The 26,254-nt window shown below is 61.6% G+C and carries 24 protein-coding genes; 14 read left to right on the top strand and 10 right to left on the bottom strand.

Annotated features, from left to right (window positions below; genetic code table 11):
• Positions 1–9: 9 nt before the first annotated feature.
• The 4 genes from ACMGF8_RS07245 to pilM are packed head-to-tail and all read right to left on the bottom strand — an operon-like array spanning position 10 to position 2,769.
• Positions 10–537 carry a pilus assembly protein PilP gene (locus ACMGF8_RS07245; RefSeq protein ID WP_102862802.1) on the bottom strand — a complete coding sequence of 176 codons (528 nt, stop codon included), beginning with the start codon at positions 535–537 and terminating at the stop codon, positions 10–12.
• Complete coding sequence (locus ACMGF8_RS07240; RefSeq protein ID WP_102862801.1) at positions 534–1,157, bottom strand: type 4a pilus biogenesis protein PilO; 624 nt, start codon at positions 1,155–1,157, stop codon at positions 534–536. Before ACMGF8_RS07240 ends, ACMGF8_RS07245 begins: the two co-directional genes overlap by 4 nt.
• Entirely contained in the window at positions 1,154–1,720 is a 567-nt protein-coding gene (locus ACMGF8_RS07235) for a PilN domain-containing protein (RefSeq protein ID WP_416759136.1), read from the bottom strand. The genes ACMGF8_RS07240 and ACMGF8_RS07235 overlap by 4 nt, the downstream gene beginning before the upstream one ends.
• Complete coding sequence (gene pilM, locus ACMGF8_RS07230) at positions 1,720–2,769, bottom strand: type IV pilus assembly protein PilM (RefSeq protein WP_416759134.1); 1,050 nt, start codon at positions 2,767–2,769, stop codon at positions 1,720–1,722. The genes ACMGF8_RS07235 and pilM overlap by 1 nt, the downstream gene beginning before the upstream one ends.
• A 218-nt stretch (positions 2,770–2,987) precedes the next feature.
• Between pilM and ACMGF8_RS07225 the strand changes: the two genes are divergently transcribed.
• Positions 2,988–5,420, top strand: coding sequence for a penicillin-binding protein 1A (locus ACMGF8_RS07225; RefSeq protein WP_180988558.1), 2,433 nt, complete (start codon positions 2,988–2,990; stop codon positions 5,418–5,420).
• A 169-nt stretch (positions 5,421–5,589) separates the two neighbouring features.
• On the opposite strand, the gene ACMGF8_RS07220 is transcribed toward ACMGF8_RS07225, so the two are convergent.
• The 3 genes from ACMGF8_RS07220 to rpmE all read right to left on the bottom strand — a co-directional run bounded on the left by ACMGF8_RS07220 (position 5,590) and on the right by rpmE (position 8,088).
• Positions 5,590–6,858, bottom strand: coding sequence for a malic enzyme-like NAD(P)-binding protein (locus ACMGF8_RS07220; RefSeq protein ID WP_102862798.1), 1,269 nt, complete (start codon positions 6,856–6,858; stop codon positions 5,590–5,592).
• Positions 6,859–7,045: 187 nt separating this feature from the next.
• Positions 7,046–7,825, bottom strand: a complete 780-nt coding sequence (locus ACMGF8_RS07215; RefSeq protein ID WP_416759132.1) for a thermonuclease family protein — start codon at positions 7,823–7,825, stop codon at positions 7,046–7,048.
• Between the two features lie 41 nt (positions 7,826–7,866).
• Complete coding sequence (gene rpmE / locus ACMGF8_RS07210; protein WP_011058815.1) at positions 7,867–8,088, bottom strand: 50S ribosomal protein L31; 222 nt, start codon at positions 8,086–8,088, stop codon at positions 7,867–7,869.
• A 299-nt stretch (positions 8,089–8,387) separates the two neighbouring features.
• On the opposite strand from rpmE, the gene ACMGF8_RS07205 reads away from it, so the two are divergent.
• The 10 genes from ACMGF8_RS07205 to ACMGF8_RS07160 all read left to right on the top strand — a co-directional run bounded on the left by ACMGF8_RS07205 (position 8,388) and on the right by ACMGF8_RS07160 (position 21,263).
• Entirely contained in the window at positions 8,388–10,607 is a 2,220-nt protein-coding gene (locus ACMGF8_RS07205) for a primosomal protein N' (RefSeq protein ID WP_102862796.1), read from the top strand.
• Positions 10,608–10,818: 211 nt separating this feature from the next.
• Entirely contained in the window at positions 10,819–12,555 is a 1,737-nt protein-coding gene (gene argS, locus ACMGF8_RS07200) for an arginine--tRNA ligase (RefSeq protein WP_416759129.1), read from the top strand.
• A 1-nt stretch (position 12,556) separates the two neighbouring features.
• Positions 12,557–13,264 (top strand): SPOR domain-containing protein, encoded by a 708-nt coding sequence (locus ACMGF8_RS07195; protein ID WP_016962745.1) that lies wholly within the window; start codon positions 12,557–12,559, stop codon positions 13,262–13,264.
• 198 nt (positions 13,265–13,462) lie between these two features.
• Positions 13,463–13,993: an ATP-dependent protease subunit HslV gene (gene hslV, locus ACMGF8_RS07190; protein ID WP_003186641.1), complete on the top strand. Its 531-nt coding sequence runs from the start codon at positions 13,463–13,465 to the stop codon at positions 13,991–13,993.
• A gap of 57 nt (positions 13,994–14,050) precedes the next feature.
• Positions 14,051–15,388, top strand: a complete 1,338-nt coding sequence (gene hslU, locus ACMGF8_RS07185; protein WP_102862794.1) for an ATP-dependent protease ATPase subunit HslU — start codon at positions 14,051–14,053, stop codon at positions 15,386–15,388.
• 91 nt (positions 15,389–15,479) lie between these two features.
• Entirely contained in the window at positions 15,480–15,857 is a 378-nt protein-coding gene (locus ACMGF8_RS07180; protein ID WP_102862793.1) for a gamma-butyrobetaine hydroxylase-like domain-containing protein, read from the top strand.
• Between the two features lie 258 nt (positions 15,858–16,115).
• The gene (gene phaC, locus ACMGF8_RS07175; protein WP_102862792.1) at positions 16,116–17,795 is read left to right on the top strand and encodes a class II poly(R)-hydroxyalkanoic acid synthase; all 1,680 of its coding nucleotides are present in this window, start codon (positions 16,116–16,118) and stop codon (positions 17,793–17,795) included.
• A gap of 130 nt (positions 17,796–17,925) precedes the next feature.
• Positions 17,926–18,786 carry a poly(3-hydroxyalkanoate) depolymerase gene (phaZ, locus tag ACMGF8_RS07170; RefSeq protein ID WP_102862791.1) on the top strand — a complete coding sequence of 287 codons (861 nt, stop codon included), beginning with the start codon at positions 17,926–17,928 and terminating at the stop codon, positions 18,784–18,786.
• Between the two features lie 108 nt (positions 18,787–18,894).
• A complete protein-coding gene (gene phaC, locus ACMGF8_RS07165) occupies positions 18,895–20,577 on the top strand; it encodes a class II poly(R)-hydroxyalkanoic acid synthase (RefSeq protein WP_102862790.1) in 1,683 nt (560 codons plus the stop codon).
• Positions 20,578–20,642: 65 nt separating this feature from the next.
• Positions 20,643–21,263, top strand: a complete 621-nt coding sequence (locus ACMGF8_RS07160; RefSeq protein ID WP_102862789.1) for a TetR/AcrR family transcriptional regulator — start codon at positions 20,643–20,645, stop codon at positions 21,261–21,263.
• Positions 21,264–21,330: 67 nt separating this feature from the next.
• On the opposite strand, the gene ACMGF8_RS07155 is transcribed toward ACMGF8_RS07160, so the two are convergent.
• From ACMGF8_RS07155 to ACMGF8_RS07145, 3 genes are all read right to left on the bottom strand, one after another.
• Positions 21,331–22,173: a phasin family protein gene (locus ACMGF8_RS07155; RefSeq protein ID WP_267269258.1), complete on the bottom strand. Its 843-nt coding sequence runs from the start codon at positions 22,171–22,173 to the stop codon at positions 21,331–21,333.
• A 10-nt stretch (positions 22,174–22,183) separates the two neighbouring features.
• Complete coding sequence (locus tag ACMGF8_RS07150) at positions 22,184–22,606, bottom strand: phasin family protein (protein ID WP_102862787.1); 423 nt, start codon at positions 22,604–22,606, stop codon at positions 22,184–22,186.
• 198 nt (positions 22,607–22,804) lie between these two features.
• Positions 22,805–23,080 (bottom strand): polyhydroxyalkanoic acid system family protein, encoded by a 276-nt coding sequence (locus ACMGF8_RS07145; protein ID WP_102862786.1) that lies wholly within the window; start codon positions 23,078–23,080, stop codon positions 22,805–22,807.
• 155 nt (positions 23,081–23,235) lie between these two features.
• Between ACMGF8_RS07145 and ubiE the strand changes: the two genes are divergently transcribed.
• The 3 genes from ubiE to ubiB are packed head-to-tail and all read left to right on the top strand — an operon-like array spanning position 23,236 to position 26,230.
• On the top strand, positions 23,236–24,006 hold the full coding sequence (ubiE, locus tag ACMGF8_RS07140; protein ID WP_011058802.1) for a bifunctional demethylmenaquinone methyltransferase/2-methoxy-6-polyprenyl-1,4-benzoquinol methylase UbiE: 771 nt from the start codon (positions 23,236–23,238) through the stop codon (positions 24,004–24,006).
• The gene (locus ACMGF8_RS07135; protein WP_102882093.1) at positions 24,006–24,629 is read left to right on the top strand and encodes a ubiquinone biosynthesis accessory factor UbiJ; all 624 of its coding nucleotides are present in this window, start codon (positions 24,006–24,008) and stop codon (positions 24,627–24,629) included. The genes ubiE and ACMGF8_RS07135 overlap by 1 nt, the downstream gene beginning before the upstream one ends.
• Positions 24,626–26,230 carry a ubiquinone biosynthesis regulatory protein kinase UbiB gene (ubiB, locus tag ACMGF8_RS07130; protein ID WP_102862784.1) on the top strand — a complete coding sequence of 535 codons (1,605 nt, stop codon included), beginning with the start codon at positions 24,626–24,628 and terminating at the stop codon, positions 26,228–26,230. Before ACMGF8_RS07135 ends, ubiB begins: the two co-directional genes overlap by 4 nt.
• The last annotated feature ends 24 nt before the right edge of the window (positions 26,231–26,254 follow it).

The raw sequence follows: 26,254 nt of genomic DNA, 5'->3' as shown, positions 1-26,254 counted from the left end.
AGATTCCACTTAAGAGTGTTTTTTCAGAGACAGTGTTCGCGGCCGCTCCTGCCAGGCTCCCGCTCCATCGGCGACAATTTCCACCACGTCCACCCGGGACTCGCTGATGGCCACGATCCGGCCCTCGTTTCGCCCCAGGTAATCACCGACCTGCAAGGGAAAGACACCGCCTGCGCTGCGCAACAGCGCAAAGCGGCCGGAGGCACGGGACAGAGTCCCGACCATTTGCAACTGCTCGATATCGAAGCCCTCAAGATGTTGCCGGACCCGCCGCGAATTGGGCCGGACAGCACTCGCGCCCTGTCGAGCAGTGATCTGCTCGACTCTTTGGGGTGGCTGAAATGGGCTGCGCAGCGCGCTGGCGCCATAAGTGACCGAGGGGTAGGAGCGCATGACCGGAGGCGGATCAATCGCCCCCGGTGATTGCAGGTGCACCTCACTCATGTAGGCATCCAGGTCGGCAAAGTCAGCGCCACCTTCACATCCCAGCAGTGCCACACAGAAACAACCGAGCACCCAGCAACGCGAACCGATCATGAGTGAGGCTCCCGACTGTCATACCTGTAGGTCCGCGCCTCGATGCTCATGCGCAGTTGTGTGGAATTGCCCCTGTCCACGGGCTTGATCTGAAAATCATGCAAGGTGACGACTCTCGGCAGACCGGCGACGCCACTGACGAAAGTCGCCAGGTCGTGATAGGCACCAGTGACCGCGATCTGAATTGGCAGCTCGACATAAAACTCCCGGACCACCTCCGGTTGCAGCTTGATCTCCTCGAACACCAGGCTGCTGTCCTGCCCCATGCGACTGATGTCTTCCAGCAGTCCTGGGACCTCGGTCTCGCTGGGCAACTGGCGCACCACCAGAGAGAAGCTGTCCTGCAGGGCCCCAAGCTGCTCACGGTAGCGCTCAAGATTGGCGACCTTTCCAGCTTTGTCAGCGAACTGCAGCTTGAATCGATGCTCCTCCTGGCGCAGTTGCCCCAGCGTCTCCAGATGCGGACTCAGGTAAAAGCTATAGCCCGCCACCTGGGGCAGTAGCAGAAGCAAGACCGCCAGCAGCGCCTTGATCGGCCCGGGCCAGCAACCGAGGTTGCTCAGTTCCAGCTCCCGTAGATCGGTACTACGCAACTGCGCCAACCAATGCCCCAGGCTCATCGCGGGGCCTCCTGCGGCAGCAAGGGCATCCACCCAACGTTGAGCCGAAACAGATTGCCCAACCCCTGATCCGCCGCCACAACATGCTTCACCTCGGTCAGACTGGGTGCGGCAAACCCCTCGGCGGACTGCAGATTGCGCATCAACTCGGACACCCGCTGATTGGACTCCGCGGCCCCACTAATGCTCAGGCTCTGCCCCAGCAGACCCACCTCGGTAAAGTACAAGCCAGCGGGCAGGCTGCGGGCCAATTGCTGGAAAATCCGCACACTGGCCGAGCGGCTGCCTTGCAGGTCCTCAATGACCCCCATGCGCTCCACCAGTTGCTGACGCTGGACCTTGAGTTGGTGAATGGTGGCAATTTGGTTATCCAGGCCAGCCGTCGCCTGCCTCAGATATTGGTTGCGAGCCTGTTGCCGACCGATCAGCCGGTCGATGCAGGCATCGGCCAGGAGCACAAGCCCTACACCCAGCACCAGCATTGCCGCCAATACCTGGAGGAAACGTCGGCGGCGCAACGCTCGTGCGGCCTCGCGCCAGGGAAGAAGGTTGATGCCAGCCATCAATCAAACCCTCGCAGGGCCAGACCGCAGGCACGCAGCAGGTACGGCGCCTGTTCAGCAAGCGCTCGGGCATCCACATGGGGAGCAATGGACATGCTGACGAACGGATCGGCGATGACTGTGACGATTCCCACTTGTTCTGCTAGCCGACCATCAAGACCGGTCAAGCGGCTGCCGTCACCGGCCAGCAGCAACCGCTCAACAGGCTGTTGTTGCGGCGACTCGGCAAACAGTTGCAAGGAACGATGCGCCTGCTGCAACAACGCTTGCTCGAACGGCCGCAGCGTGTCCTCGGCACAACCTTGGGGCAAACAGCCCTGGCGCTCGGCCAGCAACGCCTGATCCAGGGTCAGCGCGTAGCGGCGCTCCAACGCCTGGGTCAGCTGTCGACTGCCAAACAACTGCTCCTGGCTATAGATGATTCGCTGGCCGTGCATCACGCAGAACGTGGTCATATCCGCACCTATGTCCAACAGCGCCACGGCCAAGGGCGATGCAGACGGCAACGACTCCGTCAGCATTGCCAGACAACGCTGCAGGGCAAGGGGCGCGGTATCCACCACCCTTGGCGTCAGGCCTGCCAGGGTCATTGGCGCTTCCAGGGCTTCGACATCCTCGTTGCGACAGGCCACCAGCAGCACCTGAACCCGCTGGGGATCACCGGGCACGGCGCCCTGGACCTCGAAATCAATGGCCACGTCCTCAAGGGGATAAGGAATGTACTGGGCCGCCTCCAGCTGGAGCTGATGTTCCAGCTCATCGTCGCCGAGCCCGGCCGGCATCTCGATCAGCTTGCTGATCACTGCCTCGCCCGACACCGCCACAGCCACATCCCGGCTACGGCTGCCGCTCTTGAGCCAGGCCCGGGACAACACCCTGGCCAGCGCCTCGGGATCGGTCCCGAACGAGTCCGAAGCCAGGTCTTCCCTGGCATAAGCCTCGACTCGATAGCTGCGCCGCTGGTGACTCAGAGCCAGAAGCGTGACCGATGTCGCACTGATGTCGATCCCCAGCAGGGAACCCGACTTTTTGCTGAAGAGTCCAAGCACGATCATTTCCCTATGACTATCCGTAACTTACGAACTTCCTGAGCTCAATTGCACTCGTTCGCCACGTCTTGACAGACGGGCAAATGACGCTCTCGGCGGAAAATGCTTATAATGCGCAGCGTTTTTTTTCCGCTTTCCTGCTGCGTAGGTCGGTCCCTGAATACCTTGAATGCCCTGACGCCTAATTCATTCCTTTCTCTGGAAATCCAAAAGCCTTGATTCGTCTGCTGAAGTTTTTCGGGTGGTCCATCGTCGCTGTGTTCTGCGGGCTGCTTCTCGCCCTCTCCGGTGCGTTTCTCTATCTTAGTCCCGGCCTTCCCTCGGTTGAGGCCTTGAGAAGTATCCAGTTGCAGATTCCTCTGCGGGTGTACAGCAGCGACGGCAAGTTGATCGCAGAATTTGGCGAAATGCGCCGTACCCCTATACGTTTCGCCGAAATTCCCCCCAACTTCATCAATGCGTTACTAAGTGCTGAAGACGACAACTTCGCTAACCATTACGGAGTTGACCCCAGCAGCCTGATGCGCGCTGCGACCCAATTGGTCAAAAGCGGACACATCCAGTCCGGCGGCAGCACCATCACCATGCAGGTGGCGAAAAACTTCTTCCTCAGCAGCGAGCGCAGCTTCTCGCGCAAGACCACCGAAATCCTCCTGGCCCTGCAGATCGAGCGGCAGTTGACCAAGGACGAGATCCTCGAGCTGTACGTCAACAAGATCTATCTGGGCAACCGCGCCTATGGCATCGAGGCTGCGGCCCAGGTGTATTACGGCAAGTCCATTCGCGACGTGAGCCTGGCGCAGATGGCGATGATCGCCGGCCTGCCCAAGGCCCCATCGCGCTTCAACCCCCTGGCCAACCCGGCGCGCAGCAAGGAGCGTCGTGACTGGATCCTGGGGCGCATGTACAAGCTCGGCAAGATTACCGAAGCGGCCTACACCGAAGCCATCAACGAGCCGCTCAACGCCAGCTATCACGTGCCGACACCGGAAGTGAGCGCGCCGTACATCGCCGAGATGGCCCGTGCCGAGATGGTTGGCCGCTATGGCAGCGACGCTTATACCGAAGGTTTCCGAGTCACCACCACGGTGCCCAGCGATCTGCAGGAAATGGCCAACACCGCAGTCCATGAAGGCTTGATGACCTACGACCAGCGCCACGGCTATCGCGGGCCTGAGTCCCGCCTGCCAGGCAAGACTCAGGCGGCCTGGGCCACCGAACTGACCAAGCAGCGGACCATCAGCGGCCTGGAGCCGGCGATCGTCACCCAGGTCGAGAAGAAAGGCGTACAAGTGCTGACTCGCAACGGCGAGGAGCATGTGGCCTGGGACACCATGAAATGGGCCCGGCCGTTCCTCAACACCAACAGCATGGGCGCCGTCCCTCGCCAGCCGGCGGACGTGGCTCAGGTCGGCGACCTGATTCGCGTACAGCGTCAGGCGGACAATTCGCTGAAGTTCAGCCAGATCCCGGTCGCCCAAGGCGCCTTGGTGACCCTGGACCCGAAAAACGGCGCGATCCGTGCGCTGGTGGGGGGCTTTGCCTTCGAGCAGAGCAACTACAACCGTGCGATGCAGGCCAAACGCCAACCCGGCTCGAGCTTCAAGCCGTTCGTCTATAGCGCAGCCCTGGACAATGGCTACACCGCGGCCAGCCTGGTCAATGACGCCCCGATCGTGTTTGTCGATGAGTACCTGGACAAGGTCTGGCGTCCGAAGAACGACACCAACACCTTCCTCGGCCCGATCCGCATGCGTGAAGCGTTGTACAAGTCACGCAACCTGGTATCGATCCGCCTGCTACAGAGCATGGGTGTGGACCACACCATCGACTACATCAGCAAGTTCGGCTTCAACAAGCAGGACCTGCCGCGCAACCTGTCCCTGGCACTGGGCACCGCGACCCTGACGCCCATGGAGATCGCCACTGGCTGGAGCACCTTTGCCAACGGCGGCTACAAGATCACCCCATACATCATCGACAAGATCGAAAGCCGCAACGGCGAGATGCTGTTCAGCGCCAACCCGCCCAGCGTCCCCACCGGGGATACCACCAGCAGCGGCATTGCGGCGCCGGAACACAGCTTCACGGTCAATACCGTGGCGGGCGAAAGTCCGATCCAGGCCCCCGTGCAGACCCCCGCGGTCGCCGAGCGGATCATCGACGGGCGCACCACCTACATCCTCAACAGCATGCTCCAGGACGTGATCAAACTGGGCACCGGACGCCGGGCCCTGTCCCTGGGCCGTACGGACCTGGCCGGCAAGACCGGTACTACCAACGAATCCAAGGACGCTTGGTTCTCCGGCTACAACGCTGACTACGTGACCACCGTGTGGACCGGCTTTGACCAGCCGGAAAGCCTGGGACGCCGTGAGTACGGCGGCACTGTGGCTCTGCCGATCTGGATTAACTTCATGGGCGCCGCCCTCAAGGACAAGCCGGCGCACACCCAGGCGGAGCCGGAAGGCATCCTCAGCCTGCGGGTCGACCCGGTCAGCGGCCGCGCGGCCACCCCAGGCACACCGAATGCCTATTTCGAGCTGTTCAAGAGCGAAGACACTCCGCCCTCAGTCAACGAGTTGGGCAATGGGGTCGCTCCGGGCAGCCCGTTGCCGGCGGACGAAGCGGCACCGATCGATCTGTTCTAAGCCTGCAGGAGCCGGCTGGCCAGCGAAGGTCGATGGGTGTCTTACCTGGTTTACCGGCCTCTTCGCGGGCAAGCCCGCTCCTACGGCAAGGCCATGACAGGGTACAAAGCGCCCACAAAAAAGCCCCGGCTCGCGAGAGCCGGGGCTTTTTGCATGACGCTACAACAGCTTAGCCGTTGAACACATCATCCACGCTTTTGAGCGGGTAGTTCTTCGGATACGGCAGGGTCGCAACGCCGGTCTCGATGGCAGCCTTGGCCACGGCATCGGAGATCACGGTGATCAGGCGGGCATCCATTGGCTTCGGAATGATGTACTCACGGCCGAATTCCAGCTTGATGCCGCCGTAGGCGTCGCACACTTCCTGAGGCACTGGCAGCTTGGCCAGTTCACGCAGGGCGTTGGCTGCAGCGATCTTCATTTCTTCGTTGATGCGCTTGGCGCGAACGTCCAGGGCACCACGGAAGATGAACGGGAAGCCCAGAACGTTGTTCACCTGGTTCGGGTAGTCCGAACGGCCAGTGGCCATGATCACGTCATCACGGGTGGCGTGAGCCAGCTCTGGAGCGATTTCCGGATCAGGGTTCGAGCAGGCGAACACGATCGGGTTCGGCGCCATGGACTTCAGGCCTTCAGCGCTCAGCAGGTTCGGACCGGACAGACCCACGAACACGTCGGCGCCTTGCAGGGCATCGGCCAGGGTGCGCTTGTCGGTCGCGTGGGCAAACACGGCCTTGTACTGATTCAGGTCGTCACGGCCGGAGTGGATCACACCGGTACGGTCAACCATGAAGATGTTCTCGATCTGCGCACCCATGCTCACCAGCAGTTTCATGCAGGAGATGGCGGCAGCACCGGCACCCAGGCAGACGATCTTGGCGTCGGACAGGGTTTTGCCAGCGATTTCCAGGGCGTTGATCATGCCGGCTGCGGTCACGATCGCGGTGCCGTGCTGGTCATCGTGGAAGACCGGAATGTCGCACTGCTCGATCAGAGCGCGCTCGATCTCAAAGCACTCTGGAGCCTTGATATCTTCCAGGTTGATGCCACCGAAGGTGATGGAGATGCGCTTGACGGTGTCGATGAAGGCTTGCGGGCTTTCGGAGTCGACTTCGATGTCGAATACATCGATGCCGGCGAAACGCTTGAACAGTACGCCCTTGCCTTCCATCACAGGCTTGGAGGCCAGTGGGCCGAGGTTACCCAGGCCGAGAATCGCGGTGCCATCGGAAATGACGGCAACCAGGTTGCCTTTGCCGGTGTACTTGTAGGCCAGTTCCGGATCGCGAGCGATTTCGCGTACCGGTTCGGCTACGCCGGGGCTGTAGGCCAGCGCCAGATCACGAGCGGTAGCAGTGGCCTTGGTGAGCTCGACACTCAGCTTTCCTGGACGAGGATTGGCATGATATTCGAGAGCGGCAGTTTTCAAATCAGACATGTGGGCATTCCGCTTTTTACTGTTGGACAGACGGACCGCCGAGGATACGCGTGTCGCATAGTCCCTACAAGACTGCCCAGTCACCCCTGTCAAGGCCTGTAGCGTACGACTTTGGGCCAAGAGCCACGGTGCACAAGGCTTTCAACTGTTCACAATCCAATTAAAAAATGTCTACAATTTTTCTTTATCAGAGACGTCTGACCATGGAAGTGTCGGTCACTGACAACATCCAGGGCACCCCGCCCGATGTGGAACCCTCTCGACGCGAGCGCTCCACCACCCAGCCGCGAGCCTCGATTCGCTGCCCCGAAAGCCCCTTGAGCCAGCGACGATCAAAACGCTCCAGGACATTGGGTGCAATGCGCAATACAACCGCGCCCCGCAATGTGATCCAAACACCCCCGCGATTGCGCTGCACCTTGCTCACACGCCCCTCAAGCACAACAAAACCCGAACCGCGACTCTGCTCCGCTTTCAGTACAGGTGAACGCCGCCAGAGCCCCAGCCCGGCTCGGCGCGCATGTTTTTCAGCGGCTTGCTGACAAGCCACCAGGGCGACGTTCGGCGCCAGTGCAATCTGGTAGGCCAGCCCTTCAGCGATCAAGCGCGCCTCAAAGTTGATGCCATTGGCACCATAGACATGAGCCAGGGTCCGGCCATAGCGATCACGCCGCTCACGCCCGGGCAACAAACCGACTCGACCACCGCTCTGCGTCACCAATTGCTGCAAGCGTTGCCGCGCCGCCACCGCGAAAGGCTCGGCCGATCGCCCCTTACCGGCCAGCTCCGGCGCATTGAGGCCGATCATGCGTACGCTGCGGCCATCCTTGAGGCGCAGCGTGTCGCCATCCACCACCCGCTGCACGGTTGCAGGAATCAGTCCCTTCGGTACCGGGCAAAACGCCTGAGCGGTGGTCAGCCAAATCGCAGACACAAAAAAGGCGCCCACTAGGGACGCCTTTTTCATCAGCGAGGAAAGTCGGTAACGGCTTTCCAGAACGATCAGCCTCAGGCCTTTTTCGTTGCGCCGAAAGCACCGAAGCGCGACTTGAACTTGTCGACACGACCGCCAACGTCCAGAGTCTTTTGCTTACCGGTGTAGAACGGGTGGCACTCGTTGCACACGTCCAGGCTCAGAGGCTTGGCCAGGGTGGAGCGAGTTTCGATGACGTTACCGCAGCTGCAAGTGGCGGTAATGGCTTCGTATACTGGATGGATATCGGCTTTCATGGTGTATTCCTCAGGCTAGCGTGCCGCCACCCAACACTATTGTTGAATACCGCACGAATTAGGGCGCGAATTCTACCAGACCCCATCAATCGCGCAAGAGATCCTGACTGCACTCCATCAGAAAAACCCCGAGCAGCCTTGACAGCACCCGGTTTGCCGTTCCGTGAGCGACGACAGCCGTCCCGGTACAGCTCAAAGCTCGCAGGAACCGGAGCCGTACACGCTTGTGCAGGACACTCCAGAGCGCCTCTGTTAGGCTCCGGGGCTTATTTACTGTCCGCTCAACGAGATTTTCCCGCGTGCCCGACGCCATCCTGCGCCTCGCCCTGCCTTCGCCCCTGCGCCGCTTGTTCGACTACCGTGCACCCGCCGGCGTGCTGCGCGCCCAGCTGCATCCGGGCATGCGCCTGCGGGTGCCGTTCGGCCGTCGGGAAATGATCGGCATTCTGGTGGAAGTGGCGGATCACAGCGAAGTCCCGGCCGAGAAACTCAAGCCGGCGCTGGCCTTACTGGACCCCACCCCGCCACTGCCACCCGCCCTGTTCAAGCTGTGCCTGTGGACCGCCCAGTATTATCAGCACAGCCTGGGCGACACCCTGAGCTGGGCGCTGCCGGTGCTACTGCGCCAGGGAGAGCTGGCCGAGGCCCGCCAGGAGCGTTTCTGGTCGGTTGCCCCTGGCGCCCGCCTTGATGACCCACGCATCGCCCGTGCCCCGCGCCAGCGTGAAGCCCTGGCAACCCTGGCCCAGCATCCCCATGGCGTGCCCCATGCATTGCTGAGCAAGCTGATGCTGAGCAAGGACAGCCTGGATCTGCTTCTGGCCAAGGACCTGGTGCAGGTGGAAGTACGCAAGCACGCTCCGGGCGTGCGCCACGAACACTGGCTGGCCCAGCCCGAGTTGCCGCTCAACAGCGAGCAGCGCGCCGCCTACGAGGCCATCCGCGCCGGGTTCGACAGTTATCACGCCTTTCTCCTGGCTGGCGTCACCGGCAGCGGCAAGACCGAGGTCTACCTGCAACTGATCCGCGAGACCCTGGAAGCCGGCAAGCAGGCGCTGGTGCTGATCCCGGAGATCAACCTGGGGCCGCAAACCCTGGCGCGCTTCGAGCAACGTTTCAACGCACGCATCGCCCTGCTGCACTCGGCGGTCAATGATCGGGAACGCCTGGACGCCTGGCTCGCGGCCCGCGATGGCGAAGCCGATATCATCATCGGCACCCGCTCGGCCCTGTTCACCCCGATGAAAAATCCCGGGCTGATCATCATCGACGAGGAGCACGATGGCTCCTATAAACAGCAGGAAGGCCTGCGCTACCACGCCCGGGACCTGGCACTGGTGCGGGCACGCCAGGAAAACATCCCGATTGTCCTGGGCTCGGCCACCCCATCCCTGGAAAGCCTGCACAACGCCTACACCGGTCGCTATGGCCTGCTGCGCCTGAACGAGCGGGCCGGTGGCGCCAAACAGCCACGCTTCCTGCGCCTGGATGTGAAGAGTCGCCCCTTGGACAGCGGTATTTCAGGCCCCATGCAACAAGCCATCGGTCAGACCCTGGCCGCCGGGCAGCAAGTGCTGGTGTTTCTCAACCGCCGGGGCTTCGCTCCGACCCTGCTCTGCCATGACTGCGGCTGGATGTCTGAATGTCAGCGCTGCGATGCCCGGATGACCGTGCACCAGCGCTCCGGCGAGTTGCGCTGCCACCATTGTGGCCACGTCGAGCGCGTGCCCCGGCACTGCCCGCAATGCGGCAAGGTCGACCTGCGCCCCGTGGGCGCCGGAACCGAGCGGGCGGAAGAACGCCTGGGAATACTCTTCCCCGACTACCCGGTACTACGGGTGGACCGCGACAGCACCTCACGTAAGGACGCGATGAACCAACTGTTCGCCACCATCCAGAAAGGTCATCCGTGCATCCTGGTGGGCACCCAGATGCTGGCCAAGGGGCACCACTTCCCCCGGGTCACCCTGGTATCGATCCTCGATGCCGACGGCGGCCTGTTCTCCGGCGACTTCCGTGCCAGCGAGCGCATGGCGCAACTGATCGTCCAGGTGGCCGGGCGCGCGGGACGCGCCGAAGAACCGGGCAAGGTGATCATCCAGACTCACCTCGCCGACCACCCGCTACTGGTGCAACTGACCGAACAGGGCTACTTCGCCTTTGCCGAGCAGGCCCTGAGCGAGCGCCGCGCCGCCGGCCTGCCACCCTTCGCCCATCTGGCGCTGCTGCGGGCCGAAGCCCACAAGCCAGGCCAGGCCGAAGGTTTTCTGGACGAAGCCTGCGGCGAAGCCGAGCGCTTGCTGACGGAACAGAACCTGGGCGGCATCGAACTGTTGGGCCCGGTGCCAGCGCCGATGGAGCGGCGCGCCGGACGTTACCGTGCGCAATTGCTGCTGCAGGCCAACGCCCGGGCACCGCTGCACCGGCTACTCAGCAGCTGGCTGCTGGTGCTGGAGCAGATGCCCAGCGGGCGCCAGGTGCGCTGGTCGCTGGATGTGGACCCGGTGGATTTGTATTGATCAACATCGCGCCTTTGCGAGCAGGCCGACTCCCACGATAGATAGCCACCCACCCACAAGAGCAGGCTCGCCCGCGGACGGGACCCAGTAGCCACCACCGATCCCTCAGCAGCCCTCTATAGTTGGCAAGCCCGCTTCAGCAACGGATAATGCCCAGTTTTTCCACCCGCGCACCAAAGCGCCGCCGCGCCAGCGGTCGAACGAGAAGACCATGAAAGACACCATTCGCCAGCTCATCCAGCAAGCCATCACCCAACTCGTCACCGAAGGTGTGTTGCCAGAAGGCCTGACGCCGGCGATCCAGGTCGAAAACACTCGCGACAAGACCCACGGTGACTTCGCCAGCAATATCGCCATGATGCTGGCCAAGCCCGCCGGCATGAAGCCTCGCGACCTGGCGGAAAAAATCATTGCCGCATTGCCGGCCCATGAAGACCTGAGCAAGGCAGAAATCGCCGGCCCGGGCTTCATCAACTTCTTCCAGAACACCCAGGCCCTGGCCGCGCGCCTGGACGCCGCCCTTGGCGACGAACACCTGGGCGTGCGCAAGGCCAGCCCGGCACAACGCACCGTGGTCGACATGTCGGCGCCAAATCTGGCCAAAGAGATGCACGTCGGCCATCTGCGCTCCACCATCATCGGCGATGGCGTGGCGCGGGTCCTGGAGTTCCTCGGCGACACCGTGATCCGCCAGAACCACGTCGGCGACTGGGGCACCCAGTTCGGCATGCTGATGGCGTACCTGGAAGAAAACCCGATTACCAGCGACGAGCTGTCGGACCTGGAGAACTTCTACCGCGCCGCCAAGCAGCGCTTTGACGAATCCGAAGCCTTTGCCGATCGCGCCCGCAGCCTGGTGGTCAAGCTGCAAGCCGGCGATCCGGACTGCCTGGAGCTGTGGACCAAGTTCAAGGACATCTCCCTGTCCCACTGCCAGAAGATCTACGAGCTGCTGAACGTCAAGCTGACCATGGCCGACGTCATGGGCGAGAGCGCCTATAACGACGACCTGATCAATGTGGTCAACGACCTCAAGGCCAAGGGCATGCTGGTGGAGAGCAACGGCGCCCAGTGCGTGTTCCTCGACGAGTTCAAGAACGCCGAAGGCGAGCCGCTGCCGGTGATCATCGTCAAGGCCGACGGCGGCTACCTCTACGCCACCACCGACCTGGCCGCCGTGCGCTACCGCAGTGGCAAGCTCAAGGCTGATCGCGCCCTGTACTTCGTCGACCAGCGCCAGGCCCTGCACTTCCAGCAAGTGTTCGCCGTCGCCCGCAAGGCCGGCTTCGTGACCCATCCGATGGAGATGGAACACATGGGCTTTGGCACCATGAACGGCGCTGACGGCCGTCCGTTCAAGACCCGCGACGGCGGCACCGTAAAACTCATCGACCTGCTGACCGAAGCCGAAGAGCGCGCCTATGCCCTGGTCAAAGAGAAGAACCCGCAACTGCCGGAAGCAGACCTGCGCAGCATCGCCAAGGTAGTGGGCATCGACTCGGTGAAATACGCCGACCTGTCCAAGCACCGCACCAGCGACTACAGCTTCAACTTCGACCTGATGCTCAACTTCGAAGGCAACACCGCCCCTTACCTGTTGTACGCCTACACCCGCGCCGCCGGTGTGTTCCGCAAGCTGGGCAAGGACTTCAGCGAAGTCGGTGGCCAGATCGAACTGCACGCGGCCCAGGAACTGGAGCTGGCGGCCAAGCTGGCGCAGTTCGGCGAGATCCTCAACAACGTCGCCGACAAGGGCACGCCGCACATCCTCTGCACCTACCTGTACGACGTGGCCGGGCTGTTCTCCAGCTTCTACGAGAACTGCCCGATCCTGACGGCCGAGACGCCGACGCAGATGCATAGCCGCCTGCGCCTCACCGAACTGACCCGTCGCACCCTCAAGCAAGGTCTGGAACTGCTGGGCCTCAAAGTCCTGGAGCAAATGTAAGTTGGCTGCCAAGAAAAAACCTGCACCCAAGCGTGGCGCCAGCCGTTACCAGGCCCCGGCCAAGAAGCCGATTCCGGGCTGGTTGTGGCTGGCCATCGGCCTGACCATTGGCGCCTTCATCGTATTCCTGATGAAGCTCGAACCAGGCAAGGGCGGCGACAGCGTCAAGCGCGAGAAGATCGAACAGCAGAAAGCCAGCAAGATCGCCGAGGCCAACAAGACCCCGCCGAGCCCGCAGCAACCGGTGAAGCCCAAGTACGACTTCTATACCCTGTTGCCGGAATCGGAAGTGATAGTGCCGCCCGAGGCCGTGCCGGAGAAAACCCTGCCGACGCCGCAAGTGCCACCGGTGCCCACCACCCCGGTGACCCCGGCGGAAGCGGCGAAGATCGACACCGCCCGGGCCCAGGCGGCCCTGGCCGGCATCACCCCACCGCCCGCGCCACCGGTGGCCAAGGCGGCGCCGGTGACCAAGTTCTTCCTCCAGGCCGGCTCGTTCCGCAAGCAGGCCGATGCCGACAAGGTACGGGCGCAGATCATCCTGCTGGGCCAGTCGGTGGCGGTGGAATCCGGCACGGTGAAGGACGAAACCTGGTACCGGGTATTGGTGGGGCCGTTCAGCAACCGTGAACAACTGACCGTGGCCCAGAAACAACTGGCCGGCGCCGGCTTCAGCAACCTGCTGTTACAACAGCGCCAGAGCCGCTAAGCCGACGGCTACCCGATTGATCGCGAACAAGCCCACTCCTGCACAACGCGCGGTAGGAGCGGGCTTGCCCGCGAAGCTCTTGCAGCTTGCAACAAAGACCGCCGGTCCCCCGCTACAGCCTCCAGTTGAAAAACGCTCAGCCACCCCCATATGAGTTTCCATCAGGGCACTTTCGCCCCGCTGTGTGGAGACTTCCCCTTGACCACCATCGTTTCAGTCCGCCGCCACGGCAAAGTCGTCATGGGCGGCGACGGCCAGGTATCTCTCGGCAACACCGTGATGAAAGGCAACGCGAAAAAAGTCCGTCGCCTGTACCACGGCCAGGTGATCGCCGGTTTTGCCGGGGCCACCGCTGACGCCTTCACCCTGTTCGAACGCTTCGAAGGCCAGCTGGAGAAACATCAGGGTCACTTGGTGCGAGCTGCTGTTGAACTGGCCAAGGAATGGCGCACCGATCGCTCCCTGAGCCGCCTGGAAGCCATGCTGGCTGTCGCCAACAAGGACGCTTCCTTGATCATCACCGGCAACGGCGACGTGGTTGAGCCCGAAGACGGCCTGATCGCCATGGGTTCCGGTGGCGCCTACGCCCAGGCCGCAGCCAGCGCCTTGCTGAAGAAGACCGACCTGTCGGCCCGTGAAATCGTCGAGACCGCCCTGGGCATCGCCGGCGACATCTGTGTATTCACCAACCACACTCAAACCATCGAGGAGCAGGATCTCGCGGAATAAGCCTGTTACGGCGCTCGCGCCACGGCATTCATTCTTGCTTGAGGACCGCCAATTACTATGTCCATGACACCCCGCGAAATCGTCCACGAACTCAACCGCCATATCATCGGCCAGGACGATGCCAAGCGCGCCGTCGCTATCGCTCTGCGTAACCGCTGGCGCCGCATGCAGCTACCGGCCGAGCTGCGCGTTGAAGTAACCCCCAAGAACATCCTGATGATCGGCCCGACCGGTGTCGGCAAGACCGAAATCGCCCGGCGCCTGGCCAAACTGGCCAATGCCCCCTTTATCAAGGTCGAAGCCACTAAATTCACCGAGGTCGGCTATGTCGGCCGCGACGTTGAATCGATCATTCGTGACCTGGCCGACGCGGCGATCAAGATGTTCCGCGAGCAGGAGATGATCCGGGTTCGCCACCGCGCCGAAGACGCCGCCGAAGAACGTATCCTCGATGCCCTGCTGCCACCGGCACGCACCGGTTTTGGCGGCGATGAAGCGCCAGCCCAGGACTCCAACACCCGCCAGCTGTTCCGCAAGCGCCTGCGCGAAGGCCAACTGGACGACAAGGAAATCGAGATCGAAGTGGCGGAAGTCAGCGGTGTCGACATCTCTGCGCCACCGGGCATGGAAGAAATGACCAACCAGCTGCAAAGCCTGTTCGCCAACATGGGCAAGGGCAAGCGCAAGAGCCGCAAGCTCAAGGTCAAGGAAGCGCTGAAACTGGTGCGCGACGAAGAAGCCAGCCGCCTGGTCAACGATGAGGAACTCAAAGCCAAGGCCCTGGAGGCCGTCGAGCAGCATGGCATCGTGTTCATCGACGAGATCGACAAGGTGGCCAAGCGCGGCAACTCCGGCGGCGTCGACGTGTCCCGCGAAGGTGTACAGCGCGACCTGCTGCCGCTGATCGAGGGCTGCACCGTCAACACCAAGCTGGGCATGGTCAAGACCGACCACATCCTGTTCATTGCCTCCGGCGCCTTCCACTTGAGCAAGCCCAGCGATCTGGTGCCAGAGCTGCAAGGCCGCCTGCCGATCCGTGTGGAGCTCAAGGCACTGTCGCCGGAAGACTTCGAGCGCATCCTCAGCGAGCCCCATGCTTCGCTGACCGAGCAGTACCGAGAGCTGCTGAAGACCGAGGGCCTGAATATCGAGTTCCTGCCCGACGGCATCAAGCGCCTGGCGGAGATTGCCTGGCAGGTCAACGAGAAGACCGAGAACATCGGTGCCCGTCGCCTGCACACCCTGCTTGAGCGCCTGCTGGAAGAGGTATCGTTCAGCGCCGGTGACCTGGCCAGCGCTCATAACGAAGAGCCGATCCGCATCGATGCTGCCTACGTCAACAGCCACCTGGGCGAATTGGCGCAGAACGAAGACCTGTCCCGTTATATCCTGTAAGCCTTCACTACCCACGTAGGATCCGGCCTGTCGGCGATAGGGCCAAACCCGATCGCCGGCAGGCCGGCTGCTACCGGAAGGACTACAGGTCATGAGCAAACTCCCCACCGGCATCAACCTGCATAAAGCCTCGAAAACCCTGACCCTGACCTATGGGCCAGACGAGGTCTATCAGCTGCCCGCAGAATTCCTGCGGGTGCACTCCCCCTCCGCCGAGGTCCAGGGCCACGGCAAACCCATCCTCCAGTTCGGCAAGCTAGGCGTGGGCCTGAGCAAGGTTGAACCGGCTGGCCAGTACGCACTGAAATTGACCTTCGATGATGGCCATGACAGCGGATTGTTCACCTGGGAATACCTGTATCAGTTGGCGCTGCGCCAGGACGATCTGTGGAACGATTATCTGGCGGAGCTCAAAGCCGCCGGAAAAACCCGCGACCCGAATCAGTCCGTCATCAAGCTGATGCTCTAACTCAAGCCTCCGACTGTTTAGAGGGCATTTTCTAATTCCATCTGTTTGAATGCTGGGCTGTATGGCCAATGAATGGCCTGCTTGCGAAAAAAATTAAACTCGGGTAACCAATGGAGCTGGCAAGTTCCCTGCAGAGTTTTGCGAGCCTGTAAGGCAGCGGTGCGCAATTAACGGTCACCCGAGCAGTAGTACCTGGCATCGTGCTGTGTGACTGCACAGCAGGTCCGGTACTCGTCTCAGGACAATGGAGCGTCGTAGATGAGTAACAAGAATAACGATGACCTGAAACGCCAAGCCTCGGAAAACACCCTGGGGCTCAATCCGGTCATCGGCTTGCGTAGAAAGGATCTGCTTACCTCTGCTCGAATGGTGCTTGCCCAGGCCATCAAACAACCCATCCACAGCGTCAAGCACGTTGCGCATTTCGGCCTCGAACTGAAGAACGTGATGTTCGGCAAGTCGACGCTGCAACCGGAGAGCGACGACCGTCGCTTCAACGATCCGGCCTGGAGCCAGAACCCGCTGTACAAACGCTACCTGCAAACCTATCTGGCATGGCGCAAAGAGCTCCACGACTGGATCGGCGACAGCAGCCTGTCGGAACAGGACATCAGCCGCGGCCACTTCGTGATCAACCTGATGACCGAGGCCATGGCCCCGACCAACAGCGCGGCCAACCCTGCCGCAGTCAAACGCTTCTTCGAAACCGGCGGCAAGAGCCTGCTCGACGGCCTGTCCCACCTGGCCAAGGACCTGGTGCACAACGGCGGCATGCCCAGCCAGGTGAATATGGACGCCTTCGAAGTCGGCAAGAACCTGGGCACCAGCGAAGGGGCTGTGGTGTTTCGCAACGATGTCCTGGAACTGATCCAGTACCGGCCAATAACCGAGCAGGTGCATGAACGCCCACTGCTGGTGGTGCCGCCGCAGATCAACAAGTTCTATGTCTTCGACCTTAGCCCGGATAAGAGCCTGGCGCGGTTCTGCCTGCGCAACAATGTGCAGACCTTCATCGTCAGCTGGCGCAACCCCACCAAGGCACAGCGGGAATGGGGCCTGTCCACCTATATCGAGGCCCTGAAAGAGGCCGTCGACGTGGTGACCGCGATCACCGGCAGCAAAGACGTGAACATGCTCGGTGCCTGCTCCGGCGGCATCACCTGCACGGCCTTGCTGGGCCACTATGCAGCGCTGGGGGAGAAGAAGGTCAATGCCCTGACCCTGCTGGTCAGCGTGCTCGACACCACCCTGGATACCCAGGTAGCCCTTTTCGTCGACGAGCAGACTCTGGAAGCGGCCAAGCGCCACTCCTATCAGGCCGGTGTCCTCGAAGGCCGGGACATGGCCAAGGTGTTCGCCTGGATGCGCCCCAACGATCTGATCTGGAACTACTGGGTCAACAACTACCTGCTGGGCAATGAGCCGCCGGTGTTCGACATCCTGTTCTGGAACAACGACACCACCCGCCTGCCTGCCGCGTTCCACGGCGACCTGATCGAGATGTTCAAGAACAATCCGCTGATCCGCCCCAATGCACTGGAAGTGTGCGGGACGCCGATCGACCTGAAGCAGGTCACGGCCGACATTTTCTCCCTGGCCGGCACCAACGATCACATCACCCCGTGGAAGTCCTGCTACAAGTCGGCACAACTGTTCGGCGGCAATGTGGAGTTCGTGCTGTCCAGCAGCGGTCATATCCAGAGCATCCTCAATCCGCCTGGCAACCCGAAAGCGCGTTACATGACCAGCAGCGATATCCCTGCCTGTCCCGATCAGTGGCAGGAAAACTCGGTCAAGCACACCGACTCCTGGTGGTTGCACTGGCAAGCCTGGCAAGCCGAGCGCTCAGGCGAACTGAAAGCCGCACCCAGTGTTCTGGGCAACAAGAAATACCCAGCCGCCGAGGCTGCGCCGGGGACCTACGTCCACGAACGTTGAGCCCAGGTAGTAAACGACGCGGCGCCAGGAGGTGCCGCCAAGCCCTATTCTTGGTACGAGGCCTGGCCTCAGGAAATCCGGAGGACGCCCGGGAAGGCGCCTCCAATGGTTCAATTCACAGGGCTACGGCATGCCACACTCTTTCATCTTCCGTACCGTTGATCTGGACGGCCAGACCATCCGCACTGCGGTACGCCCCGGCAAGCCTCACTTGACGCCGCTGCTGATCTTCAACGGTATCGGTGCCAACCTGGAGTTGGTGTTCCCCTTCGTCCAAGCCCTGGACCCGGACCTGGAGGTCATTGCCTTCGACGTCCCGGGAGTTGGCGGTTCCTCGACCCCAAGCCGGCCTTATCGTTTCCCGGGCCTGGCCAAGCTGACCGCACGCATGCTCGATTACCTGGACTATGGCCAGGTCAACGCGGTGGGCGTTTCATGGGGCGGGGCCCTGGCCCAGCAATTCGCCTACGACTACCCGGAGCGCTGCAAGAAGCTGGTGCTGGCAGCCACCGCCGCCGGCGCTTTCATGGTCCCCGGCAAGCCCAAAGTGCTGTGGATGATGGCCAGTCCGCGGCGCTACGTGCAGCCCTCCCACGTAATGCGCATCGCCCCGCTGATCTACGGTGGCTCCTTCCGCCGCGACCCGAACCTGGCCGCTGAACACGCGGCCAAGGTGCGCTCGGCCGGCAAGCTGGGCTATTACTGGCAGCTGTTCGCCGGCCTGGGCTGGACCAGCATTCACTGGCTGCACAAGATCCGCCAGCCGACCCTGGTGCTGGCCGGTGATGACGATCCGCTGATCCCCTTGGTCAACATGCGTATGCTGGCCTGGCGAATTCCCAACGCCCAACTGCACATCATCGATGACGGCCACCTGTTCCTGATCACCCGGGCCGAGGCCGTTGCCCCCATCATCATGAAGTTCCTCCAGGAGGAACGACAAAGGGCAGTGATGCATCCGCATCCCCAGCCTTTGCGTCCCGTGAAGTAAAAGATACCTGTCGACAGGATCGTCGCGCGCAAGAAGGGCCAGGACCGACTATGTTGTCTGTCTTGGATTGGTCTGCTTGTTAGTGGTTTGACGAAGGAGTGTTGACTCATGCAAGACAAACCTGCGCAGGGCTCGCTGCCCTCCCCCGCAGCCTATATCAACGCACAGAGTGCGATCACCGGTCTGCGCGGCCGGGATCTGCTTTCCACGTTGCGCAGCCTCGCGGCCCACAGTCTACGTAATCCGTTGCACAGCGCCCGTCATACCTTAGCGCTGGGCGGCCAGCTGGGACGCGTGCTGCTGGGGGAAACCCTGCACAAACCCAACCCCAAGGACAACCGTTTCGCCGACCCGGCCTGGACCCTCAACCCTTTTTACAAACGGGGTCTGCAGGCTTACCTGAGCTGGCAGAAGCAAGTCCGGAACTGGATCGACGACAGCACAATGAGCGAGGACGACCGGGCCCGGGCGCACTTTGCCTTTTCCCTGCTCAATGACGCCGTGGCACCCTCCAACACCCTGCTCAACCCACTGGCCCTCAAGGAGATTTTCAACACCGGTGGCAACAGCGTGGTGCGCGGCATCAGCAACCTGGTGGATGACCTGCTGCACAACAACGGATTGCCCAGCCAGGTGACCAAACACGCCTTCGAAGTCGGCCGAAACCTGGCCGTAACCCCGGGTTCGGTGGTGTTTCGCAATGAATTGCTGGAACTGATCCAGTACAGCCCCATGAGCGAAAAACAGTACGCCAAGCCAGTGCTGATCGTGCCGCCACAGATCAACAAGTACTACATTTTCGACCTCAGCCCGGCCAACAGCTTCGTTCAGTACGCGCTGAAGAACGGCCTGCAGGTGTTCATGATCAGCTGGCGCAACCCGGACGTGCGTCATCGCGAATGGGGCCTGTCGAGCTATGTGGAAGCAGCCGAAGAGGCACTGAATGTCGCTCGCGCCATTACCGGCAGTCGGGAAGTCAATCTGGTGGGCGCCTGCGCCGGCGGCCTGACCATCGCCGCCCTGCAAGGCCATCTGCAGGCCAAGCGGCAACTGCGCCGGGTCGCCAGCGCCACCTACCTGGTGAGTCTGCTGGACAGCCAGCTGGACAGCCCGGCCACCTTGTTTGCCGATGAGAAAACCCTGGAGGCAGCCAAGCGTCGCTCCTACCAGCAAGGGGTGCTGGACGGCCGCGACATGGCCAAGGTGTTTGCCTGGATGCGCCCCAACGACCTGATCTGGAACTACTGGGTCAACAACTACCTGCTGGGCAAGGAGCCGCCGGTCTTCGACATCCTGTACTGGAACAACGACAGCACCCGCTTGCCCGCCGCCTTGCACGGCGATCTGCTGGACTTCTTCAAGCACAACCCGCTGAGCCACGAGGGTGGACTGGAAGTCTGCGGCACACCGATCGACTTGCAGAAGGTCACGGTGGACAGCTTCAGCGTGGCCGGGATCAACGACCACATCACGCCCTGGGACGCGGTGTACCGCTCGACCCTGCTGCTGGGAGGCGAGAAACGTTTTGTACTGTCCAACAGCGGGCACGTGCAGAGCATCCTCAACCCACCAAGCAACCCCAAGGCCAACTACGTGGAGAACCACAAACTCAGCAGCGACCCTCGAGCCTGGTACTACGACGCCAAACACGTCGACGGTAGTTGGTGGAGCCAATGGCTGACCTGGGTTCAGGAACACTCCGGAGCGCAGCGGGAAACCCTGACCACCCTGGGCAACCAGAACTACCCACCGATGGAGGCTGCTCCAGGCACCTACGTGCGCGTGCGCTGAAGACACTTTGCACCACGACTCCGCCGCTGGAGTCGTACCCCTCAATGGACCGACAAGAAGTCAGGATGAAGACCCGCGACCGGATACTCGAATGTGCCCTGCAACTGTTCAACCAGAAGGGCGAGCCCAATGTCTCCACCATGGAGGTGGCCAATGAAATGGGGATCAGCCCCGGCAACCTCTACTACCACTTCCATGGCAAGGAACCTCTGGTGCTCGGCTTGTTCGAGCGTTTCCAGAACGAGCTGACACCGCTGCTGGACCCTCCGTCCGATGCCCAACTGGCGCCGGAAGACTATTGGTTGTTCCTACACTTGATTGTCGAGCGCCTGGCCCACTACCGCTTTCTGTTCCAGGACCTCTCCAACCTTGCGGGACGCCTGCCGAAACTGGCCAAAGGCATTCGTAATCTGCTCAACGCCCTCAAGCGCACCCTGGCTTCCCTGCTGGCTCGGCTCAAGGCCCTAGGCCAACTGGTCAGCGGCACCCAAGCCCTGGGCCAGCTGGTGGAGCAGATCACCATGACCTTGCTGTTCTCACTGGATTACCAACGGATTCTCGATCGCGAAGGGGAAGTGCGCCTGGTGGTCTACCAGATCATGATGCTGGTGGCGCCGCACCTGCTGCCACCGGCAAAACTGGCCACGGAACAGATGGCCCTGCGTTACCTGGATGAACAGGGGTAGCCGATGGCTCCCCAATAAAAAACGCCCGACCTTCGCAGGCCGGGCGTTTTTTGTGTGCCTGATGTAATCAGGACTGGCTGCTTGGCGTCACTGGAGTTGGCGCTGCAGTCGGAGTTACAGCCGGGCCAGGTGCTGCGGCGGAATTCGCCGAGTTGGCCGAGGCCACTGGTGCCGCAGTTGCAGGCTTGGCTGCTGCAGCGGGCTTGGCTGCTACAGGCTTCTTGGCTACAGGCTTTTTCGCCACGGCCGGCTTCGCAGCGGGTTTGGCGGCGGCTTTCACCGCTGGCTTGGCAGCGGGTTTGGCCGCTGGCTTGGCGGCAACGGGCTTGGCGGCGGGTTTGGTTGCCGGTTTGGCGGCCGCTGTTTTCGCTGCTGGCTTGGCGGCAGGTTTTGCGGCGGCCTTGACTGCCGGTTTGGCGGCAGGCTTGACCAGTGGTTTGGCAGCAGGTTTTGCCGCCGGTTTGGCGGCAGCGGTCTTGGCCGCAACCGGCGCGACCTTGGCACCTGTGAGTTTCTCGATCTGCTTGGTCAGGGTATCGACCTTGTCGTGCAGCGCCTTGACCTCATTGCGGCTCGGTACGCCCAGACGCGAGATGGCACTGTTCAAACGCTTGTCGAAAGCGCCTTCCAGTTCATCCCACTTGCCCAGGGCGCGGTCCTTGACGTCGCTGATGCGCGACTTGGCGGAACTTGCGGAGTCTTTGGCAGCATCCACTTTCTTGCCAACTACGCTCTTGGTCAGTTTCTCGGCTTTCTCACCGTCCTTGACCAGTGTCTCGAAAAGCTTGCTGCCGTCAGAGTCGATTTTCGAGTACACGCCTAAACCAGCAAGCCAAATTTTACGGGAGTACTCTTCGACTTTCCCGATCCACGAGCTGCCTTCTTTTTCAGTATTCTTTTTACCAGCCATCCCGTTCTCCTTAATGTTTACGCGCGACACGTTCGAGCAACGCCGTCAGCTCATCGAGCTTAGCAGAGAGTGTCTCAACGTCATGTTTAGACGGAATGCCGATACGATTCAAGGCACTGGCGACGCGCGTGTCAAAAGCCTTCTCGACTTTATCCAGTTGCACTTCGACTTTGCCTTTAAGAGTGCTGACATCCCCTTTAACGCTATCAATCTGACTGTTGGCCGCTTCAAGTTGTTCAGTGACAACTTTTTTGCCTTTCTTTTCAACGGATTGACCAGCCTTGATCAACTCCTGGAAGTAGTCGCTGCCCTCCTGGCCAACTTTGGCGTAGGCACCCAGGCCTGCCAGCCAGATCTTGCGGGCATAGGATTTGACTTCGCTCAGAGCAGTTGATTGAACATCAACTTTTTTCTTCAGAATTACTTTGGCCATGGTGCACCTCACGCGCAGAAGGTTTGAGGAACTGCCCTCGAAAAGAGGACCTGAGGCACAACCTAAAGAGAAAAATTAGAATCGGCACCCTAACGAATGTCATCAAATCATGTAGGAGCCTGCTGGCCGGCGATGCGCTTTGCCTGGCACCGTTGCAGTGCCTGCGATGCGCCGACAAGCCGGCTCCTGCGGGTGGACTCAGGTCAGGGCCTTGTCCAGGGCCTTTTCGATTTCCGACTTGATGGTGCCGCTCATGGCGGACATCAATAGCCCCAGTTCCACATCGATACGGATCGATTCTTCGCCCACATGCACCGCGCCTTTGACGCCTGAGCGCTTGAGATTCAGGGTATCCCCTGCCCATTGCGGCTCCAGGCCATACTGATCGGCGAGTTTCTGCGCCAGTTTGTCAGCCTTTTCACGGGCCACCTGCTTACCCAGGCCATGGGCACGTTCAACACTAATACGGGCCATTGAAGGACTCCTGCTGTTTCGGGACTTGCCTGAAGCATCTTGACCCTGAGTGCGTCAAAACGTCCCGGCGGATCGCTATCTTACATTCAGCCTTGCCAAGACAAAGACCGCCACCGGCATTAGAATGTCGCGCATTCTCTTTTGGTGACAGCGATATGACTGATCAGCGCAAAGGCAGCGATGCCGAACCCACCACGCACTTCGGCTTCAAGAACGTTCCTGAAAGCCAGAAGGCGGAAAAAGTCGCAGAAGTGTTCCACTCGGTAGCGGCCAAGTACGACCTGATGAATGACGTACTGTCCGGCGGCATGCACCGTTTGTGGAAACGCTTCACCATCGAGCTGTCGGGCGTACGCGCCGGCAATCGCGTACTGGACATCGCGGGCGGCACTGGCGACCTGACCAAGCGCTTCTCCCACCTGGTAGGCCCTACTGGCCAAGTGGTACTGGCCGACATCAACGAGTCCATGCTCAAGGTCGGTCGCGACCGCCTGCTGGACCTGGGTGTGGCCGGCAACGTCGAATTCGTCCAGGCCGATGCGGAAAAACTGCCCTTCCCGGACAACCATTTCGACTGCGTGACCATCGCCTTCGGCCTGCGCAACGTCACCCATAAAGAAGACGCCCTGCGCTCCATGCTGCGAGTGCTCAAGCCCGGCGGCCGGCTGTTGGTGCTGGAGTTCTCCAAGCCGACCAACGCGCTGATGTCCAAGGTCTACGACGCCTATTCGTTCGCCTTCATGCCCCTGGCCGGCAAGCTGATCACCAACGACTCGGAGAGCTATCGCTACCTGGCCGAATCGATCCGCATGCACCCCAACCAGGAAACCCTGAAGTCGATGATGGTCGAGGCCGGTTTCGACCGCGTGACCTATCACAACATGACCGCAGGCATCGTCGCCCTGCACCGCGGCATCAAGCCCTGATGTTGCTCAGCGGCTTGCTCGCCAGCGTCGAGACCGGCATCAATCGGGTGTTGCGTCTGGACAGTACGGCCCTGCCGCGCCTGCAGCACCTCAATGGCAAGGTGATCGCAGTGGATTGCCGCAACCCGGCATTGCAGCTGTTCATCCTGCCCAGCGACGAAGGCCTGATGCTGGCCTCCCAGTGGGCTGCGGACCCTGACTGCACCCTCCGTGCACCGGCTTCAAGCCTGATGCGCCTGGCACTGAGCAAGGACAAGACCGCGATCCTGCACAGCCCCGAAGTAGAGCTGGAAGGCGACAGCGGCGTGCTGCTGGACCTGGCGGCCATCCTCCAGGACCTGGAGCTGGACTGGGAATACGAACTGTCCCGGTGGCTGGGCCCCGTGGCCACCCAACTGTTCAGTGGCCATGTGCGCAGCCGCGCCCGCTGGTATCAGCAAGGATTTGCCAGCCTGAATCAGAACCTCGCCGAATTCCTCGCCGAAGAATCGCGCACCCTGGTGGGCCAGCGCGAAGCCGAAGCGCGTTTTCGTGAGCTGGATCAGGCCAAACTCGACCTGGAACGTCTCGAGGCGCGCTTCGAGCGCCTTTCCCGCTCCCTTGACCCAAGCGATAACGCATGAAGCTGCTTGCCGTCCGCCGTCTGTTGCGCATCCAGCGCGTCGTGATCCGTTACCGCCTCGATGACCTGCTGTTTGCCCTGCCTCTGCCCTGGTTTCTCCTGGCCCTGCGCTTCGCCCTGCCCTGGCGCTGGTTCCCGCGCAAGCCGCTGGAACTGAGCCGCGGCGCCCGGCTGCGCCTGGCGCTGCAAGACCTGGGGCCGATCTTCATCAAGTTCGGGCAGATCCTCTCCACCCGCCGCGACCTGCTGCCGGAAGACATCGCCGACGAACTGATGCTGCTGCAGGACCGGGTGCCACCGTTCGATTCACAGAAATCCGTGGCCCTGATCGAAGAGCAACTGGGCAAAAAGATCAGCGACGTGTTCAGCCGCTTCGACATCGAGCCGCTGGCCTCGGCCTCGGTGGCCCAGGTCCACGCCGCCAAGCTCAAGACCGGTGAAGAAGTGGTGGTCAAGGTGATCCGCCCCGGGCTCAAGCCAATCATCGCCCAAGACCTGGCGTGGCTATTCATTCTCGCCCGCGCCGCGGAAAAGCTTTCGGCCGACGCGCGCCTGCTGCACCCGGTGGACGTGGTCAGCGACTACGAGAAAACCATCTACGACGAGCTCGACCTGCTGCGCGAGGCGGCCAACGCCAGCCAGCTCAAGCGCAACTTCGAAGGCTCGCCGCTGCTGTATGTGCCCCAGGTCTACTGGGACTGGTGCCGGCCGAAAGTGCTGGTGATGGAGCGCATCTACGGCATCCAGGTGACCGATCTGGCAACCCTGGCCGACCAGCGCACCGACATGAAGATGCTCGCCGAGCGCGGTGTGGAGATCTTCTTCACCCAGGTGTTCCGCGACAGTTTCTTCCACGCCGACATGCACCCGGGCAACATCTTCGTCAGCACCGTGCAGCCCTGGAGCCCGCAGTACATTGCCATCGACTGCGGCATCGTCGGCAGCCTGACCCCGGAAGACCAGGACTACCTGGCGCGCAACCTGTTCGCCTTCTTCAAGCGCGACTACCGCCGCGTGGCCCAGTTGCACATTGATTCCGGCTGGGTCCCGGCGGAAACCAAGCTCAACGAATTCGAGGCGGCGATTCGCACCGTGTGCGAGCCGATCTTCGAAAAGCCGTTGAAGGACATTTCCTTTGGCCAGGTACTGATGCGCCTGTTCCAGACCGCCCGGCGCTTCAACATGGAAGTGCAGCCGCAGCTGGTGCTGCTGCAGAAGACCCTGCTCAACATCGAGGGCCTGGGCCGCCAGCTGTATCCGGACCTGGACCTGTGGAACACCGCGCAACCTTTCCTCGAACGCTGGATGCGCGAACGGGTCAGTCCGAAAGCCGTGTTCGGCAATATCCACAACCAGATCGAACAGCTCCCCCACCTGGCCAACATGACCCGCGACCTGCTGGAACGCATGTCGCAGCCCCATGCCGCCAACCCTCCGGCGCCCTGGCACAAGCGCAAAGACGACTGGTTCCTGCGCCTGCTGGGCACCGCCCATCTGGGTGGCGGCGCCGTTCTGGCCGCCGGAGGTCCGCTGCATGAGCTGGGCCACTGGCCTGCCGGCATCATGATTGCGGTGGGTTTGTATCTGATCGTTCGCCGATAGCCAGTGGCGCGACCTGCTGGCAAA

The sequence above is a fragment of the Pseudomonas sp. BNK-7 genome (genome assembly GCF_048072025.1).
GTDB lineage: Bacteria > Pseudomonadota > Gammaproteobacteria > Pseudomonadales > Pseudomonadaceae > Aquipseudomonas > Aquipseudomonas danubii.
This window is presented reverse-complemented; position numbering and strand designations above follow the sequence as displayed.